Here is an 18924-nt window from a genome sequence, read left to right on the forward strand (position 1 = left end):
CTTATTTTAACCAATGAGATAAGTCTCTATTTATTAACTGTTGTAACTTTATAATGTCATTAGAATAAAATTCTATTAACTCTTTCTTTGTTGTGATATCTAATCTTGGTGCTTTATCCAAGTTTTTTATCAAAAACTCCTGCCTGATTCTTTCTCTTAAGGTCGTTCTAAATCTTTTACTCATAAAAGCACCTACAAACTTCCTCAAAAGTTTATTAGTTTTTATAATTCTATAGATTACCGTTTTTAGATTCTTCTTAGGGACACCTGACTTATTAAAAATCTTTTGCTGTCCCAATTCAATTTGAGAAGCACCGATTGATAAGCATATATCATCAATTACTTTTTGAGGATTATTTTTCAAATCTTCAAATAAGATAACTTGACAATTACTAAAATTGTCAATAAATGCTTTTACTTGTTCAAAATAAAGTCCAACGTCTTTATAATGCCAAATAAATTCATATCCTTTTTGAATTCTTTCCTTTTCTAATTTTAAGGCAGTATCAAAATCTTCGGTTTCTCTATTATCCCTTCTCAAATGGGTATAAGCTGAGTATGCTCTTTCTACTGGATTTCGTAAAACAATTACAATTGATGGATCAAATAATGGTGTATTTTTTATAAAAGGTATTACTGATTTATAATAATACAAACTATCTGCACTAGACTCGCCGTTAAATTTTTGATCAGAATCAAATAAATCCAAATACTCAGGCTCTGATTTTATAACTCCATCCTTAATATATTCATCTTCAGGTCCACTATACTTGACATCGACAGTACAATAGGACAGGTATTTTGGTTCTTTAGGAAACGACATTGCTATCTCTGGATGCTCTAAAAGATAATTATGTAAAGATGTTGTTCCAGACTTCGCAGCTCCAACAATTAAAAGGTTTGGATAACATTTCTCTTTCATTGCTATATTTTATAAGGAATAGTTAAAATTTTTGTTCTTTTTTTGGCATAAATCACCTTAGTTATATTCTCTAAAGATAATGTTATTGCCCCAGCAATTGCAGCTCCAATCACACCAAAAAAAGAAATTAAAATAAAACTTAACGTAATATTCAAAATTACAAATACCGTAGATATCATTGCGTGTGTATTTTCATATCCACACATAATCAAAACGAAGCCAGAAGCCCCAGTACCTATATTAAAAAATTGACCCATACTTAAAATGACAAGAATGGTATAAGCTTCTTTAAACTCCTCTCCCCAAAAACCTAAAAAAAACTTTCCAAAAACCAAGAATGTTACAAAAAATAATAAGCCTATGATTATAAGACCAAAAGTAATTTTTTGGACCATTTGATTCATAAGTTTAATTTTTCCTTGGCTATACATTGATGCCAATTTAGGTGAAATCGCAGAATTTGTAACCTGTAAAAAAAAACTCGTAAACAATGCGATACGAGCTCCGACAGCATACAAACCAACATCCTTTGTACTTGCTAACCAACCTATTAAAATACCATCAATATTTGCCGCTAATATTCCGGTTATACTAATAAGAAAAAAAGAAGGCGATTGTTTTAGTAATTTTGCAATAATTATTTTGGTTTTATTTCTATGATTATAGAGTTTATTCCAATAATATCCCATGCAAATTGTAACAAAAGATCGACTTATGGCATAAGACAACGCGACATTATTAACCGTAAGTCTAATATCATAAAAATAGTATTGTATCACTAATAGTATCCCTAAAATTAGAGATCCTAATGCTTCATCTACTAAGTTACTTTGCCATATTTTCCTATAACCAATTAAAGCAGAAGAGAAAATACGAGAAAAAACTTGTGGAGTAATAGCAATTAGACCAATTATTAAAGGTGTGGTTAACTTTGGTTCATTAAAAACGTATTTTGAGATATAGGGTGCCAAATAAATTAATACCAAAGACACTGTAAGTGACAATAACCCATTCAATAAATAGGAGGATCTTATACAACTTCCAATATGTGCCCAATCCTTATTCTGGTGGGCTATTGCAATCTCCTTGACATTTAGTTGATAAAAACCTAATAAGCTAAAAGTTATTAAAATAATAGAAATTCTATTAATTAAGTTTATTATTCCAAAATTTTCAGCTCCTAGAGCTTGCCCCAATAGGATACTTATTAATAAGCTAATGCAAATTCCTGCTGTCTTAACAACTAGAGATATACTAGATTTTTTGACAACTTCTAATGTATTGTTGTCTAGGTTTTTAATTTTATCTAGAAAGTTAATCATATTGTTAAATTTCGTAAAACTTTTTATACCATTTTACGAAATTCTCTACACCTTCATCTATACTAGTTTTGCTTGAATACCCCAAAGATTCAAGTTCTTTTGTATCGGCCCAGGTACGAGGCACATCTCCTGGTTGCATAGGTAATAAATTTCTAACTGCTTTTTTATTAAGGCTTTTCTCAATGGCCATTATAAAATTATCTAAAGATTCTGGGGAACCATTTCCAATATTTAATATCTTATGAGAAACTGTGGAAGTTTTTGAAAGAGGAGATTCTTTCATTACTAATTCAACGCCCGCTATTATATCATCAATGTATGTAAAATCTCTTTTCATTTCACCCCTATTAAATACATCAATACTTTTTCCTTCTAAAATTGCCTTCGTAAAAAGAAACATTGCCATATCAGGTCTTCCCCATGGACCATAAACAGTAAAAAATCTCAACCCTGTTGTTGGTATATTGTATAAATGGCTATACGTGTAAGCCATTAATTCATTACTCTTTTTTGTAGCCGCATATAGACTTATGGGGTGATCAACATTATCAACAACAGAAAAAGGCACTTTTTCATTTTGACCATATACACTAGAACTACTAGCATAAATCAAATGTTTAACTTTTGTATGCCTACAACCCTCTAGCACATTTAAGAAACCAACTAAATTACTTTGTACATATATGCCAGGGTTATCAATACTATATCTTACGCCTGCTTGTGCCGCCAAGTTACATACGACATCAAATTTTTCTCTTTTAAAAAATTCACTTATAATCTTCTCGTCTTCTAAATTAGAACGTACAAAAGTAAAATTGCTGTACTTATCACTTTGCACATTTTTATTAAATTTTTTCGCATCTTCTTTATAAATACCAAGTTCATTTAGGCGAGCAAACTTTAGATTGACATCGTAATAATCATTAATATTATCGAGACCAATAATTTCAGTATCTTTCTCTAATAGGGCTTTACACAAATGAAAGCCAATAAAACCTGCAGCTCCTGTAATTAATACTTTTTTCATTCCAAATTATTAATCTATTATATAATCATTCCTGCTGCTACAGTTTCATTAGTATTATCGTCAACCAATATCACACTTCCTGTACTTCTATTTTTTCTGTAGGATTCTGCCATCAAAGGCTTTGTTGTTCTAACTTTTACACGAGCAATATCATTCATTATTAAAGACTTATCTTCTGAATTTCTTCCATAAGTATTTACATCTACTTTATAGACAATCTCTTTGATCATGGCTTTTTGTTCATTGGTCGTATGCTTAATTGTATATTTTGCACGATCTCTTGCTGGTTTGTCATTAAGCCAACATAGCATTATATCCAGATCCTGAGAAGGTTCGGGCTTATTGTTAGACTTTACAATCATATCTCCTCGGGATATATCAATATCATCCTCTAAGGTAATACTAACAGACATAGGAGCGTATGCTTCTTCTATAGTTCCTTCAAGTGTATCGATTGTCTTTATGATAGAGGTAAACCCTGAAGGTAGAACTGTTACCTCATCTCCTGGTCTATAGATACCACTATTTACTCTGCCTGCATACCCTCGATAATCTCTAAACGTATCTCCTTGAGGTCTCAGTACTGTCTGTACAGCAAACCTTGCATCTACTTTATTAATGTCACTACTAATATGCAATGTTTCTAAAGTATGTAATAAAGGAGCTCCATCATACCAATCCATACTCTTAGAACGATTTACTACGTTATCTCCTTCTAAGGCACTCATAGGAATAAAACGAATATCCTTTACCATCAATTTAGATGAAAATTTTTCGAATTCAGTAATGATATTAGAATATATTTCTTGAGAAAAATCTACTAAATCCATTTTATTGACACATACAATAATGTGTGGTATTTGTAATAATGATGCTATAAAGCTGTGTCGTTTAGTTTGCTCAATAACACCGTGTCTTGCATCTATTAAAATTAATGCTGCATTTGCTGTTGATGCCCCTGTGACCATATTACGAGTATATTGAATATGACCTGGTGTATCTGCAATAATAAATTTACGTTTTGGTGTGGTAAAATATCTATATGCGACATCGATGGTTATACCTTGCTCTCTTTCGTCTCTTAGCCCATCTGTAAACAACGCTAAATCTACACCTTCATGCCCTTTTTTCTTACTTGTGTTTTCGATAGCCTCTAATTGATCCTCAAATATTGATTTAGAATCATAAAGTAATCGTCCTATAAGAGTACTTTTACCATCATCTACACTCCCAGCAGTAGTAAATCTTAATAATTGATTAGTATCTAACATTTTAAAATTTATTTTTTTGTGTCAATTAAAAATATCCTTGACGTTTTCTATCTTCCATTGCACTTTCAGAACGCTTATCATCTGTTCTATTCCCTCGTTCTGTTTGACGCATACCAGAAACCTCATTTGCGATTTTTTCTAAAGTATCCGCATCTGATTCTATTCCTCCGGTTATTGTTATATCTCCTAGAGTTCTAAATCGAACTTTCTTGGTCACTACTTCTTCACCTGGTTCTAATTTCAAAAATTCGGAGTTAGGGATCCAAGAATTACTTCTCCAAACCACTTCTCTTTCATGAGCAAAATACAAGGACGGGATTGCAATATTTTCTCGTTTTATATAATTCCAAACATCCATTTCTGTCCAATTACTTATCGGAAATGCTCGGAAATGCTCTCCTTCAAAATGTTTTCCGTTAAATAAGTTCCAGAGTTCTGGGCGTTGATTTTTAGGATCCCATTGCCCAAAATCATCTCGATGCGAGAAAAACCGTTCTTTAGCTCTTGCTTTTTCTTCATCTCTTCTTCCGCCACCAATTGCGCAATCTATTTTATTAGATTCTATTGCATCTAGTAATGTTGTAATTTGTAAAGCATTTCTAGTTGCATTCTTTCCTTTTTCTTCTGCAACTCTACCTTCGTCTATAGATTCTTGTACAGAACCGACAATTAATGAAGCTCCCAATTCTTCAATAATATCATCTCTAAATTGTATGGTTTCAGGAAAGTTATGCCCTGTGTCAACATGCATAAGAGGAAACGGAATTTTTGATGGATAAAACGCTTTCTTTGCTAAATGCGTAACCAATATCGAATCTTTTCCTCCCGAAAAAAGAATTACAGGGTTCTGAAATTGAGCCCATACTTCTCTCAAAATATAAATTGCTTCTGATTCTAATTCGTCCAAATAATTCAAATAATATTTACTCATCTCTTTTGAGTTCAAGTTTACTTTTGATTTCTTTATAAATAATCTCTACCGATTCTTTAACAGAATTTAAATGTGTAACCTCAACGGTAGGGTTTTCTGGGGTTTCATAGGGTGCAGATATTCCTGTCATATTTTTGATCTCTCCTGCTCTAGCCTTTTTGTACAGACCCTTTACATCTCTATTTTCGCATTCTTCTAGACTAGTATTAACAAAAATTTCAACATAGTTGGAAGGCTTTACAGTCTCCTTTATAAAATCTCTGTCCTTCTTATAAGGTGCAACAAATGCAGCTAAAACTACAATTCCTGAATCAATAAACAAATTTGATATTTCTCCTATTCGTCTATTGTTTTCTGAACGATCTTCTGGAGAAAAATTTAAATCTCGATTAATTCCTCGTCTTATATTATCTCCGTCTAAAATATACGTTTTTATATTTTCCTTATATAACTTTTGTTCTAAAGCACATGCTATTGTTGACTTCCCAGATCCGGATAGCCCCGTAAAAAAGATTAAAAAAGAATTATGTCCATTTGATTCCATTCTTTCTTTTCTCGAAACCTTGTACTCATGTTTGACTATGTTCTTTTCCATTTTTTTAGTCTTCTATATTTTTCAATACCATAATCAACCTTATACCATACTCGTTCATGTACGTAATACAAAATCATTTTGGTGATAACTTCTGATAAACCAATCTGTAATCCAACTAACGGATTTCCTGTTATAAACCAAGCTAATAGAATGGTATCAAGGGTTCCTATACAACGCCAAGTAATTGTTTTAATAATATGTCTCTTCCTACTATTAGGAATTTTATATTTAAACCATAATCGTTCATGCACAAAATAAAGAAACATTTTGGTAACAACTTCTGACAAACCTATTTTAAGACCTGCCAGAGGGTTACCTGATATAAGCCATGATAATAACATGGTATCAATAGTACCAACTAATCTCCAGGTAATGGTTTTTGCAATATGTCTTTTGTAGGTGCTATTTGTCATTATTTGGTAACAAGAAAATAATTATTAAGCATATTTTCTCTGTTGTATAGCATAGGTTTATTGGTTTGCATATCCAACACCTTGAGTCCTACAGCTTCGCATATTGCTTGTCCTGCAGCAGTATCCCACTCCATCGTAGGTGCAAATCGAGGATAAATATCTGCTAGGCCTTCGGCAACGATACAAAATTTTAATGAACTTCCTTTTGCTACCATTACTACATCCTCATATTTTTCTTTTAATTTTTTAACAAATTCTTCGGTGTCATCATTCATATGAGATCTACTTCCTACTACTTTTATTTCTTTCGCCGATGTTTCTGATTTATTAATTTTGTCTCTATCAAGAAATAAACCATGGTCAGTTTTATCAAAATCACGCAAAATAGTTTTATAAGCCAGTGTTTTGTTTTCATTGGTATAGTAACACTCTCCTGTAACAGGAACATAAATAACCCCAAATAAGGTTTTGCCATTTTCTAATAAGGCTATGTTAACAGTGAACTCTCCATTCCTTTTTATAAACTCTTTTGTCCCATCAATCGGGTCAACAATCCAACAACGATTCCATTCTCTTCTATCTGCATATGGCAATTGTTTATTTTCTTCACTAATTGCGGGAATCCCTGTATCCTTCAAGAATGACATGATAACCTCATTAGAGGCCGTATCTGCCTCAGTTAATGGTGATTGATCTTCTTTGTAATCAATTTTAAAATCTTTTTTATAAATTTTCAAAATCTCCTTACCTGCTTCGATCGAAGCGGCAATAGCAGTTTTTAATAAGTCTATATCATTTATCATTGAGGTACTAATATTTAAATCTTTAATCCCTAATACTAAGCGGTATTAACTTCTTGAGGCAGACCTCAAAGACAAATACCTTTTTTCAAAATCAAACATCTCAAACTTACTTCGTCTGTGTTAATTTCTTTCTATTTATCTGGGGATTCTATTATTAATTTTCTTAATGATTCTTTCCAGTCTAAAATAGTTAATCCAAAAAGCCGTGTTGTATTTTCCTTATTTAAAACACTGTACACCGGTCTTTTTGCAAAAGTAGGGTAATTATCGGTTTTTTTTAGCATTATAGCTTCATGTTTACCTGAAACAGTCAAAATTTCTTTTGCAAAATCGTACCAAGAAGCTTCACCAAAGTTACTATAATGATATAGACCATATTCTTGCCTTGCGCTTTCTATTAAGTCAAGAATGAATTTTGCCAAATCATTTGCGTTCGTCGGTGTTCCTATCTCTGATGTAGTGATTGTTAATTCTTTCTCTGTTTGAGATTTCTTTAGAATAGTTTTATAAAAATTATGTCCAAATTCTGAATACAACCAAGAAGTCCTTAGAATAAAATACTTGTCAAGAATATATTGAATGTGTTCCTCTCCTTTCAACTTCGACTTTCCGTATTCATTAATTGGATTTGTACGATCTTTTTCTGTATATGGAGTGTGTTTTTTTCCATCAAAAACATAATCCGTAGAAATATGAATTAGAGTTGCATCATAATTTTTACATACTTCGGCTAAATTTTTAACTCCTTCTGCATTTACCAAAAATGCTTTCTCAGATTCTTTTTCTGCCTGTTCTACATTGGTGTATGCTGCACAATTAATTATATAATCAAAATGTTTTTTTTCAAAAAAATTATTTACTTCCTGACTGTTGGTAATGTCTACATCCTGCGAAGTAGTAGATATAATTTCTAGTTTACCATATTTTTTATGAACATTTTTAATACACTGGCCAAGCTGACCCGAAGCGCCTATTATGACAACTCTTACCATGTCTTTTTCGCTGATAATTTGTTTAATTTTAGTTAAGTTTTCGTTCATAATTCACTAAGTATTTGTTCAAAGAAATAATACTCAATATTACGAACAAAATACAAATGAATAACATAGGCATTAAAACTACTTTTTTTTGTAGCATGTCATCAATTAATGCGCCTCTATTCGGAAATTCGGAAATAATATTTATGGTGTTTTTTGTATTCGCCTTTTCTTGATTTAATTCAATTATTTCATCTTTTAGTTCACGCGCATGATTTAATATTTCAATATCTGATGTTTGCTCTACCTCACTTTCAGAAAAGCTAATGCTTGTACTTCCTTCGGGTTTTTTAGCTTCAATGATTTTTAATTCCTTATAGAAGGCTAACAAATTGTTCAACTCTCCTTGTTGTGTTTTTATGACAGAATCTTTGAGTAAGAGATTAGAATCGTTTACCTCTCTTTGTAATCTAAAATATTCATTATTCTCAACAGATGTAACAATTGATTTTTGACACTTTTTTGCAACTTCAGGTGATGTCGCTTCGATTTGTATTTTATGAAACTTTGCATTTATATCATTGAAATTAGTCAAGTAATCCTCATAATCCACTTGCTTTTGCGAAATAGAATCCAGCTCACTTATAAATTCGCTAAACTGTTTTATACGTTGCGTTTCGTCAGAAAAAGATTCAATACTAATCATTTTAATGTATGATGCTTCTTTTTCATTAATCTCTAAAGCTTCGGCTAAAATTTTACTTTCCTTTTGTTCTGCCAGCTGATTATAAAACTGTACGCTATTATATAGTTGCTGGGCACTGTTAAAATTAGGTTCAATGATCATAGATGACCTATATACTGGTAAGTCCATGTAATCCAATAAAGCTCCAACACCAACTCCAGTGCATAAAGCAATGATGAATTTAACAAAATGAACTCTTAGAAACTGTAGAAATAAAATAAAAAAGTAAAAAAGACTTTTAAAAAAATTTCTAACAACACCAACTAACTTGTTCACTGCGTTTCCTAATAATAAAAATAATTGACCTAAATCAATTTCCTCTGAAGCACTTTCTTTCATCGTAATCCATGTTTTTTACGAATGCTCTTGTTTCGTCAAAAAAAATAAAACATTGACACAGAAATATTTAAACAACTCTGTAACAAAGAACAAAAAATTAATCTATATTTTTTTGACATCGGGGTAGGAAAAGATATCAAATAAAAGTATCGAATTAGTACAACAAAATTTTGTGTCAATTCATTCTACGATACTTATTTCACACTATGTAGATAGCGAGTACAAATAAATGAAAAAAAACATTAATCTAGAATTACTTTAAAAAACTTAACATTTAACTAACAAAATGCTCTTTTTCAAAAATTGATCGTTCTAAAATCACTAATACGAGGTAACCCCTTGTCTTTTTCTGATAATTGAATTTCTGATAGATCTAATTCCCAATCTATTGCAAGGTTTGGATCATTATACATAATTCCAGATTCTGAAGATTTATCATAATAATTATCGCATTTATATCCGAAAATAGCCGTCTCACTTAATACTGCAAATCCGTGGGCAAAACCACGCGGTATAAATAGCTGAAAATTGTTTTGATCATTTAATCGAATTGAGAAATGTTTTCCATAAGTTGGCGAATCTTCTCGCAAATCAACGGCAATATCAAGAATCTCTCCCTGAATAGCTCTTACTAACTTTGCCTGAGCAAAATCACCTTTCTGAAAGTGTAATCCTCTAATTACGCCTCGTTTAGAAATGGATTGATTATCTTGAATAAAATCTATTTTTAGTCCGGTTAGTTCTTCGAATACTTTTTGGTTAAAACTTTCGAAAAAAGATCCACGCTCATCTTTAATAACTCTGGGTTTGACAATAAAACAACCTGATAAAAAAGTTTTTTCTACTTGCATTTGATTTACCTAAATTTTGTATAATTTGGTCACTTCTAGATTCTTTTTTTGTTAAATTTTAACAAAAAAAGACTATTCTAACCCTAATAAATACTTACCGTATCCACTTTTTATTAGCGGTTCGGCTAATTTATTAAGTTGCTTTTTGTCTATAAAGCCTTTTTTGTATGCTATTTCTTCGATAGCTCCTATTTTGAGTCCCTGTCTTTCCTCAATTACTTGCACAAACTGACCTGCTTGCATAAGAGAATTAAATGTTCCTGTATCTAACCAAGCTGTTCCTTTATCCAATATACGAACTTGAAGTTTTTCTAGTTTTAGATATTCGTTATTAACATCAGTAATTTCTAGTTCGCCACGATTACTGGGCTCAATCGCCTTTGCTATTTCTACAACTTGATTATCATAAAAGTAAATCCCAGGAACCGCATAATTTGATTTAGGCTCCTTCGGTTTTTCTTCTATAGAAGTTACTTTTCCATTCTTATCAAAGTCTACTACGCCATATCTTTCTGGGTCCTGAACGTGGTATGCATAAATAATACCACCATCTGGGTTATTATTACTTTCTAATAAAGTATCTAATCCTGATCCATAAAAAATATTGTCTCCTAATATTAAGGCTACTTTATCCTTTCCTATAAATGATTCACCTATTATGAAGGCTTCTGCCAATCCGTTGGGCTGATCTTGAATTTCATACTCAAACCTGCATCCATAATTTTTCCCATCTCCTAATAATTTCTCAAAAAACGGTAAATCTTTAGGGGTAGAAATAATAAGTATCTCGCGAATTCCTGCAGACATTAATGTCGAAAGCGGATAGTATATCATCGGCTTATCATATACTGGCATTAACTGCTTACTCACGGCTAATGTTAACGGGTGTAGTCTTGTTCCTGATCCTCCGGCTAATATTATTCCTTTCATTACACTTAAATTCCTTAAAAAGAGGTTAATTAATAGTCTTATACTTGTTCAGATACCATATAATAGTTTTTTCGATTCCTGTTTCAAAATTTTCCTCAGCAGTCCACCCTAGCTCATTTTCTATCTTAGACGCATCGATTGCGTATCTAAAATCATGACCTGGCCGATCATTTACAAACGTAATAAGTTCTTTATATGATACTCCGCTTTTTCTCGGTAGTTGAGTGTCTAAAATATCACAAATCTTATTAGCAATATAAAGGTTTTCTCTTTCATTCTTTCCTCCTATATTATATGTGTCTCCTAATCTTCCCGAGCGTAATACTAGATCAATACCTTTACAATGATCCAAAACATATAACCAATCTCTTATATTTTTGCCATCACCATAAATAGGTATGTTTTCGTTGTTAATTGCCTTTCTTATAATAGTAGGAATTAACTTTTCATCATGTTGTCTGGGCCCGTAGTTATTTGAACAATTTGTAGTTACAACAGGCAATCCATAAGTATGAAAATAACTCCTTACTAACATATCAGAGGATGCTTTAGAAGCACTATATGGACTATTCGGGGCGTACGGTGTTTCTTCTGTAAAAAGTCCTGTCTCTCCTAAAGTTCCATATACCTCATCTGTAGAAACATGTAAAAAACGAACATTTTTATATTCTGGGTTTGGTTTTTGTGGCCCTATCATCCAGGCCTTATAAGCTATTTGTAGTAAATTAAATGTACCTACTATATTAGTTTCTATAAAGGCCTTGGGACCTGTTATGGAGTTATCAACATGAGACTCGGCAGCAAAATGTACTACCGTGTCAATTTTATATAACTCAAAAACCTTTTCAACAAATTCATAATCACATATATCACCTTCAATAAAGGTATAATTATCCTTTATTATGATGTTGTCTAGGTTTGCAGCGTATGTAAGTTTATCTAAATTAATTATATTTAACTCTACGTTATCTACTGCGTAATTGATATAATTCGACCCTATAAACCCTGCTCCTCCTGTTACCAATATATTCTTCATAGTTCTAAATATACACCTCTAATAATTTCATTGTTAATTCATCCTTTTCTATTATCAAATGCTTTATCATCGCAGGTATCAAAAGGGTTTCTCCGAATGTTATTGCTGTAACTTTATCATCTACAACTATCCTTCCGCTTCCCTGAACGCACATAAAAATCTTAAAAGAATCAAGTCCTCGATAATCTCTTTTTAAGCTTTTATTGACTGTAATTGTATTGGTAGTAAAATATTTTGTTGAGATTATTTCGTCTACATCATTTGCAATTTTTTTGCAGTTCAACTTAAAGTTATTATTTTTCTTATAATCCAGCGCATCTAAAGCCAAATCTGTGTGTAATTCCCTATAATTTCCATTTTTATCTTTTCTATCCCAATCATAAACTCTATAGGTAATATCTGATGTTTGTTGTATTTCTGCAATAAGACATCCTTTGTTAATAGCATGTATTCTACCTGCTTCAATAAAATAACTATCTCCTTTATAAACAGTTTCAAAATTAAGTAACTGAGTTATTTTTCCTTTTTTCAAAAAAGTTTCATATTCCTCTTTGTTTGTATCCTTATCAAACCCTATAATCAATTTTGCATTAGGATCTGCCTGAACTACATGCCACATTTCTGTTTTACCAAACGAGTTATGTCGCTTTCTTGCCAATTCATCACCAGGGTGTAATTGAACGGATAGATCCTCTTTGGCGTCAATAAACTTGATTAATAAAGGAAACTGATTACCAAATTCTTTATAAACTCTAGTACCTAACAAGTCTGATTTATACTTTATAATTAAGTCGTTCAGTTTCTCTCCTTTATACGCGCCATTAGAAACTATAGAAATATCCTCATCTACCGTCGAAATCTCCCAACTCTCACCAACATTATTTGTTATTGAAGGTTTTTTAAGTATCGTTCTTAATTTATCTCCTCCCCAAATCTTTTCTTTTAAAATTGGATAAAATTTTATTGGATATAACATAAGTTTAGGTGTGCATTATTATAAAGCATAAAATGTTCAACTTTAATCCTCCTCCTTAGCAAAATTAACCGCAGATTTCGATAAATATTTTAAAAAATAGAACATAGAAGTAAATCCAAATAATAATAGTGGTATTAAAAACAATGTTCGATTTACTAATACCTTTTTTATCGAAATAATATCTCCATAATCAACAATGGTAATTACATCTTTATCTAATTCTAAAATTCTTTCCTGACTATCAATTGTCTCCATCAACGTCTCTTTTTGATTAAATAAGTATGCAATCGTAGTTATAGGAGTATCTTCATTATTTTGAATTACAACTACATTATCCTCTTTTCTAGGAGGGTTATTACTTAGTTTTTCAAGGTATTCGTTTACAAGCTTTAGCGTTTCCTTGTTCTCTTTTAGACTAACCTTATTTTGCTGAATTACCAAACTTGCCTTTTTTACATAATAATCATTAGTCATTAAATATTGAATAATGGCATCTGATATTTTGGAGTTCTCAAGGTTCTTGTTTTTAAAACTAAAAGTTAATTTATGATGCTTATAAAAATCTCTAAACCCTTCTTCTTCTACCTTATCCTCGTCATAGGCGGTCATTACATCTTTAAAAAACTCTTTGTTTTCATATCTTTCCTGCAAGTTGTCCAAAACATCCGTTCCTTTAACTACAGGTTCAATAGTAACTTCCTTTAGATTTTCAACGGCATCAGGACTTACTTTTAGTTTTTTCAAGAACGCTTCATCTCCAATATTATCTTCTAACTCTTCTATAAAATCGTATACATACTTTGTACTATTATACTTAGGCTCAATGATTACGTCTTGCAAATATTCATCTCCAGATTCTTTGTATTTGTCTATAAAAACACCTAAACCAACTCCTAAAACAATTAAAATCAAAAATAAAATCGCTTTCTTTCTATAAAATCTAAAAACAGAAATAATAGCTTTTACAAAGTTTCTAAAGACTCTCTTAAAGATTTTAAAAATTTGTATCAAATCTATTTCATCATTGTAACTTTCATTACTCATAATTATTGTTTTTCTTTAAGTATTTGTTCTATTATCTTTTCTGTAATCAAATATGTGGGTTTTACCCCTGTTGTGCCTAATCCCCCAGAAGCCAGTGTACTTCCTGTTTCTAATGGATTATCTGAGGCATAGTATGCATATCGTACTTTTACCTCTGGTTGTATACTCCCTCTAATTTTTGATGCAGACTGTATTGCTTTTTGATAGTGTGCCCCTTCCATTTCTAACCCTGTAACATTCCAGGTAGAATCATGAAAGAATTTTAATATATCTCTATTTTGTAAAGATGTTCCTAAGACAGTTATCATTGCTCCATCATAAATGTCGATACCTTGTCCTTTGAGATCCTCTTTTGTAAGCTGATTCTCAAAAGGATAATTATCTGCTGTTCCTTCAAAAACATGAGCCGAAGGAATCATAATATCTCCCTTTCCTCCTTCTAGTATTCCTGCTTTACCCATTATCGATATGGATTTTACATCTAGATGCACTTTTTTGTCTAAAGAGTTTATATAAGGTTTCAAAAGTTCATCCATAGTCTCATATGCCTGTTCACCAAAGGCATAATCCATTACTATAATAACGGGTTTATTATCGTTTTCTATAGTAGAAATTAGATCAGAATATATCCCATTTGTATATTTTGTTGTATCAAAGATTTGAACATTAATATTGGCGCCACTTTGATCTTCTATATAGGTCATTCCTTTTTGTAACGCCAATTTTTTGACCTTTGCTCCTAACTTACTGTTATTTGTATCGCTAAGTGCTTCATAAATGTCAAAAGTACTCTTGTTTTTAAACTCTGTTTTTAATGCCACAGGTGCATACAATACATTCATTACACTATGCATATTTGCACTAATAATGTGAATTGGACGCCCTAGTAACTCTTGTTCTTCTAACTTTTTTTTAATTGAATTTGCCCAAATTTCGCCATGAATATGATGACCTAATCGTTCTCTAAGTACTGGACTAAAGGTTACAATTCGTTTATTATCTTCTATAGATTCTTCTATTGCTAATTTACCTAACCAATAAATAATATCTAGGAATCGTTCTTTATTCTCAAGGCAAGAAAAATCACTATACACTGATGAAACCTCTTCAAATGTTCTTCCTAATATATTAGCTGTATGTGTAAGTGCTACTTCTCTTTGGGTCTGTGTTAACTCTTTTTTTGACAAAACCGCTTTTTCTAACTTTTGCCAATCACGAGTAACATTACCTTGTTCGTTAATCACTACACGATTCATGATCTTATGTGACTCTATAAATAAAAAAGTAAGATGTGTAAGAATATCATAAATTTCTGATCGCCCACGAGTAATCTCAATATTCATTTGTTCTTCATCAATACGATAACAATTACGTCTTCTCTTTGGTGGAACAATTACCTTAAAATGAGAATTCTTATAACCTTCTTCACTTGTAAGATTTATAAAACGACACTCTTCTATCCCAAAAGGTAAACGATCTATTACATATAACAATCCATTAAGTTCTACTTTTTCTTCTGCTACAGAACCATAAATTTCTGGCCCCAAAATCAATAGGGCTTCTCTAAGTGTATCACCAGATACTCCCATAGGTTTATAAAAACCTCGATTAAAAAGATGGCGCATGGTAATGTACATACGCTCTATTGCGCTTGAGCTCTCCTGAGCTCTTGTTCTGCCTTGTAATATAAGATTTGCCATATAATTTTTACTAAACAAATATAACTTATTTGTCTATCATAGCGGTGAGTGAGTCTGCAATATTTCTATCGTTTGAAAGTCTCGGAAGTTTATTCTGTCCGCCCAACTTACCAATAGATTTCATGTAATTCTTAAACCCATCTTTGGGAACAGGAGTTATTTTTAATGTTCTCAGTATTTTTCCATCAATCAAATCATCGTAATAGGAGTTCTGTTTTCGAAGAGAATTCTCAATTTCTCTGGCCAATTCTTCAATACTTTTAGGCTCTTCTTTAAACTCTATAAACCATTCATGATAAGGTAATTCATCGACAACAGGGTTCACTTGGGGTGCTACCGTAAAATCATTGATAATCGTTCCTGTTGCATCAGCACCATCTTTTAGTGCTTGATCTACTTCTTTTCCTATAACATGTTCCCCAAAAGCCGAAATAAAATGTTTTATACGCCCAGAAACCACAAGTCGATATGGTAAAATACTTGTAAACATAACCGTATCTCCTATGTTATAAGACCACAAACCAGCATTTGTAGAAATAAGCATTACATAGTTTACGCCTACCTCAACATCACCTATAGTCAATCTTTTTGGTTGTTCCTCAAAAAACTCATCAGCACGCACAAATTCATAAAACATCCCTGAATCTAGTTGAAGTAACATCCCTTTTTCATTCTGACGGTCCTGAAATGCAAAAAAACCTTCTGAAGCCGGATATAATTCTATCCCTGGCACTTTTCTTCCTATTAGTTTCTCGAAAGTGGATTTATATGGTTCAAAATTAACTCCTCCGTAAATAAATAATTCAAAGTTTTTAAAGAGGTCACCAATAGTTTTATTGGTCTTTTTCTGTAATTTTTCAAAATACATTTGCACCCAAGGTGGAATACCACTGATAACTGTCATATTCTCGTTCATTGTCTCTAACACAATAGCATCTACCTTTTGTTCCCAATCCTCAATACAATTAGTTTTCCAGGTTGGCATTCTGTTTTTTTGAAGATATTTCGGCACATAATGTGCTACAATCCCTGACAGTCTTCCTAGCAAAATGCCATTTTTCTCTTCCATTTCTGGGCTTCCCTGAAGAAAAATCATTTTGCCATCCACAAAATCTGTTTTCCCACTTTCTTCTATATAACACAAAATTGCATTTCGTGCAGCTCGAATATGGGTAGGCATAGAATCTTTGGTAAGCGGGATATATTTGGCACCGCTTGTCGTTCCTGATGTTTTTGCAAAATATAATGGTTTTCCAGGCCAAAGGATATCTTTCTCTCCTTGTACAACAAGGTCAACGTACGATTTTAGCCCCTCATAATCTCTTATGGGTACTTGTCTGGCAAAATCTGAATATGTATTAATAGTTGCAAAATTATGGTCTTGACCAAATCTGGTCATTTTTGCCTTTTTGAGCAAGTTGTTAAAAACACGTTCCTGAGTTTTTACAGGGTCTAATGCCCATTTATTAATTTTTTTTCGAATGCGCTTGGCAAAGACTTTTGCTCCTAGTGCTTTTAATGACATCTTATTGTATTTAATACGTAGTTTCACTTGAAAAAAGAGAGGTTTCTTTTCTTTTGACTCAAAATCAATGAATCGCCTTTTTTCTCATAAAATCGTCGCCTAATGTAGTAACATTATTATTCAAAATCAATAAAATTAGATGGATCTACAGGGTAGCCATCTCTCCATAATTCAAAATGCAAATGAGGTCCGGTAGACAATTCTCCTGTAGAGCCCGCTGTTGCAATTACTTCTCCGGGTTTTACTTGTTCTCCCTGTTGTTTGGTTAATGATGCATTATGCTTGTACACCGTAATTACATTATCCGCATGCTTGAGAATAATTACATGTCCCGTTTCTGCGGTCCATTCAGCAAAAATTACAGTACCAAAAGAGGCTGCTTTTACAGGAGTATCCTGAGGTGCAGCAACATCGATCCCAAAATGTTTTTCATTAACATTATAAGTTGACGTAATAGTTCCTTTTATTGGTGGAAAAAGAGAAAAACTCGAACTTGATTTTTCACTCTCAAACAAACTATACTTATCTTCTTTTGAAACTTCTTCTCTAAGTTTTATATCTTCTTTTGACGGGTTTAAATCTACTTCCTCAGGGTTTAACTTTTGTGATTGAACTGCAGAATCAATATCAAACTCTACTGTTTTTACTTCTCCTCTGAGAACTTTTTTTATAGATTTGAAGTATTCTTGATTTATTATAACTTTTGCTTCTAGAGAATCAGCGGTGGCTGATAATCTGGCTGCTTTTAGGTTTAAAGATGTAGACGAATACCCTGGGATGTATTCTCTGAGCGGTGTAAATGCAATAAGAAAAGTAGTGCACGCCACTAATACAATAGAAGTAATAGTAACCATAACAAAGACATTTAGCCTATTTAACTTAAAGGATATTCGTTCCTCAAAAGTGTCTTCATTAAGAATAACTAATCGATACTTATTGAGTAGCTTCTTAGTGATTTTTTTCTTTTCTTTCTTCTTTTTAGCCATAGATTACATCTTATATAAAAGAATGTTACCAAATCGATAGTAATAGCAAATATACATAATGAACTTATCTTGCCTTTATGTTTTCGCTCTGAAATTTATATTTTATGCTGTTACGCAGGGTAAACAATAAAATTCTTGTTACATCATTTAAATACTATTACTTAATATTTTCATTGACTACATATTCTGCAATAATAAACCCGGTTTTTGGTTAAAGATTGTTTAAATCGTGTAGGTTTCATCAATTCTTGCTAACTTTGTACTTTAATTATAAAGATCATGATGTTATCTAGTATATTTTTAGGAATGATTGGACCATGGCAAATAGCTATTATAGTTGCCGTTATATTACTTATGTTTGGAGGAAAGAAAATTCCTGAATTAATGAGAGGACTCGGTAGTGGCATAAAAGAATTTAAAGATGCGACCAAAGAGGATGAAGACCCAAAAATTGAAGAAAAGGAGTAGTTTTTTAAACACTCATGTGACGTCCTGAATAATTGTTACAAGAATTAATAAATACAAGGTAGC

19 protein-coding genes are annotated in these 18924 nt (G+C 32.0%); 1 reads left to right on the forward strand and 18 read right to left on the reverse strand.

Annotated features, from left to right (window positions below; genetic code table 11):
• Nucleotide 1 precedes the first annotated feature (1 nt).
• From DZ60_RS0119810 to DZ60_RS0119895, 18 genes are all read right to left on the reverse strand, one after another.
• Nucleotides 2-922 carry a sulfotransferase domain-containing protein gene (locus DZ60_RS0119810; RefSeq protein ID WP_025743760.1) on the reverse strand — a complete coding sequence of 307 codons (921 nt, stop codon included), beginning with the start codon at nt 920-922 and terminating at the stop codon, nt 2-4.
• Nucleotides 923-924: 2 nt separating this feature from the next.
• Nucleotides 925-2244 carry an oligosaccharide flippase family protein gene (locus tag DZ60_RS0119815; protein WP_025743761.1) on the reverse strand — a complete coding sequence of 440 codons (1320 nt, stop codon included), beginning with the start codon at nt 2242-2244 and terminating at the stop codon, nt 925-927.
• Between the two features lie 4 nt (nt 2245-2248).
• A complete protein-coding gene (locus DZ60_RS0119820; protein WP_025743763.1) occupies nt 2249-3271 on the reverse strand; it encodes an NAD-dependent epimerase in 1023 nt (340 codons plus the stop codon).
• A 17-nt stretch (nt 3272-3288) separates the two neighbouring features.
• Nucleotides 3289-4542 carry a sulfate adenylyltransferase subunit 1 gene (locus tag DZ60_RS0119825; protein ID WP_025743764.1) on the reverse strand — a complete coding sequence of 418 codons (1254 nt, stop codon included), beginning with the start codon at nt 4540-4542 and terminating at the stop codon, nt 3289-3291.
• A gap of 25 nt (nt 4543-4567) precedes the next feature.
• Entirely contained in the window at nt 4568-5473 is a 906-nt protein-coding gene (gene cysD, locus DZ60_RS0119830; RefSeq protein ID WP_025743765.1) for a sulfate adenylyltransferase subunit CysD, read from the reverse strand.
• Nucleotides 5466-6068 (reverse strand): adenylyl-sulfate kinase, encoded by a 603-nt coding sequence (gene cysC / locus DZ60_RS0119835; protein WP_025743766.1) that lies wholly within the window; start codon nt 6066-6068, stop codon nt 5466-5468. Before cysC ends, cysD begins: the two co-directional genes overlap by 8 nt.
• Nucleotides 6053-6481 (reverse strand): DUF2061 domain-containing protein, encoded by a 429-nt coding sequence (locus DZ60_RS0119840; protein ID WP_025743767.1) that lies wholly within the window; start codon nt 6479-6481, stop codon nt 6053-6055. The genes cysC and DZ60_RS0119840 overlap by 16 nt, the downstream gene beginning before the upstream one ends.
• Entirely contained in the window at nt 6481-7284 is an 804-nt protein-coding gene (gene cysQ / locus DZ60_RS0119845; RefSeq protein WP_034230200.1) for a 3'(2'),5'-bisphosphate nucleotidase CysQ, read from the reverse strand. The genes DZ60_RS0119840 and cysQ overlap by 1 nt, the downstream gene beginning before the upstream one ends.
• Nucleotides 7285-7415: 131 nt before the next feature.
• Nucleotides 7416-8324 (reverse strand): dTDP-4-dehydrorhamnose reductase, encoded by a 909-nt coding sequence (gene rfbD / locus DZ60_RS0119850; protein ID WP_081740540.1) that lies wholly within the window; start codon nt 8322-8324, stop codon nt 7416-7418.
• Complete coding sequence (locus DZ60_RS0119855; RefSeq protein WP_025743770.1) at nt 8305-9345, reverse strand: hypothetical protein; 1041 nt, start codon at nt 9343-9345, stop codon at nt 8305-8307. The genes rfbD and DZ60_RS0119855 overlap by 20 nt, the downstream gene beginning before the upstream one ends.
• Nucleotides 9346-9641: 296 nt before the next feature.
• Nucleotides 9642-10196 carry a dTDP-4-dehydrorhamnose 3,5-epimerase gene (rfbC, locus tag DZ60_RS0119860; RefSeq protein WP_025743771.1) on the reverse strand — a complete coding sequence of 185 codons (555 nt, stop codon included), beginning with the start codon at nt 10194-10196 and terminating at the stop codon, nt 9642-9644.
• Between the two features lie 72 nt (nt 10197-10268).
• A complete protein-coding gene (rfbA, locus tag DZ60_RS0119865) occupies nt 10269-11126 on the reverse strand; it encodes a glucose-1-phosphate thymidylyltransferase RfbA (RefSeq protein ID WP_025743772.1) in 858 nt (285 codons plus the stop codon).
• A gap of 25 nt (nt 11127-11151) precedes the next feature.
• Nucleotides 11152-12162, reverse strand: a complete 1011-nt coding sequence (gene rfbB / locus DZ60_RS0119870; RefSeq protein WP_025743773.1) for a dTDP-glucose 4,6-dehydratase — start codon at nt 12160-12162, stop codon at nt 11152-11154.
• A 4-nt stretch (nt 12163-12166) separates the two neighbouring features.
• Nucleotides 12167-13138: a type I phosphomannose isomerase catalytic subunit gene (locus DZ60_RS0119875; protein ID WP_025743774.1), complete on the reverse strand. Its 972-nt coding sequence runs from the start codon at nt 13136-13138 to the stop codon at nt 12167-12169.
• 42 nt (nt 13139-13180) lie between these two features.
• The gene (locus DZ60_RS0119880) at nt 13181-14182 is read right to left on the reverse strand and encodes a hypothetical protein (RefSeq protein ID WP_025743775.1); all 1002 of its coding nucleotides are present in this window, start codon (nt 14180-14182) and stop codon (nt 13181-13183) included.
• A gap of 2 nt (nt 14183-14184) precedes the next feature.
• On the reverse strand, nt 14185-15882 hold the full coding sequence (locus DZ60_RS0119885; RefSeq protein ID WP_025743776.1) for a DUF6909 family protein: 1698 nt from the start codon (nt 15880-15882) through the stop codon (nt 14185-14187).
• Nucleotides 15883-15907: 25 nt separating this feature from the next.
• Complete coding sequence (locus DZ60_RS0119890) at nt 15908-17407, reverse strand: GH3 auxin-responsive promoter family protein (protein ID WP_025743777.1); 1500 nt, start codon at nt 17405-17407, stop codon at nt 15908-15910.
• A 116-nt stretch (nt 17408-17523) separates the two neighbouring features.
• On the reverse strand, nt 17524-18393 hold the full coding sequence (locus DZ60_RS0119895) for a M23 family metallopeptidase (protein WP_025743778.1): 870 nt from the start codon (nt 18391-18393) through the stop codon (nt 17524-17526).
• Between the two features lie 279 nt (nt 18394-18672).
• Here DZ60_RS0119895 and DZ60_RS0119900 point away from each other — a divergent pair, with 279 nt between their 5' ends.
• Entirely contained in the window at nt 18673-18861 is a 189-nt protein-coding gene (locus DZ60_RS0119900; protein WP_025743779.1) for a twin-arginine translocase TatA/TatE family subunit, read from the forward strand.
• Nucleotides 18862-18924: the final 63 nt, after the last annotated feature.

The sequence above is a fragment of the Aquimarina pacifica genome, assembly GCF_000520955.1.
GTDB lineage: Bacteria > Bacteroidota > Bacteroidia > Flavobacteriales > Flavobacteriaceae > Aquimarina > Aquimarina pacifica.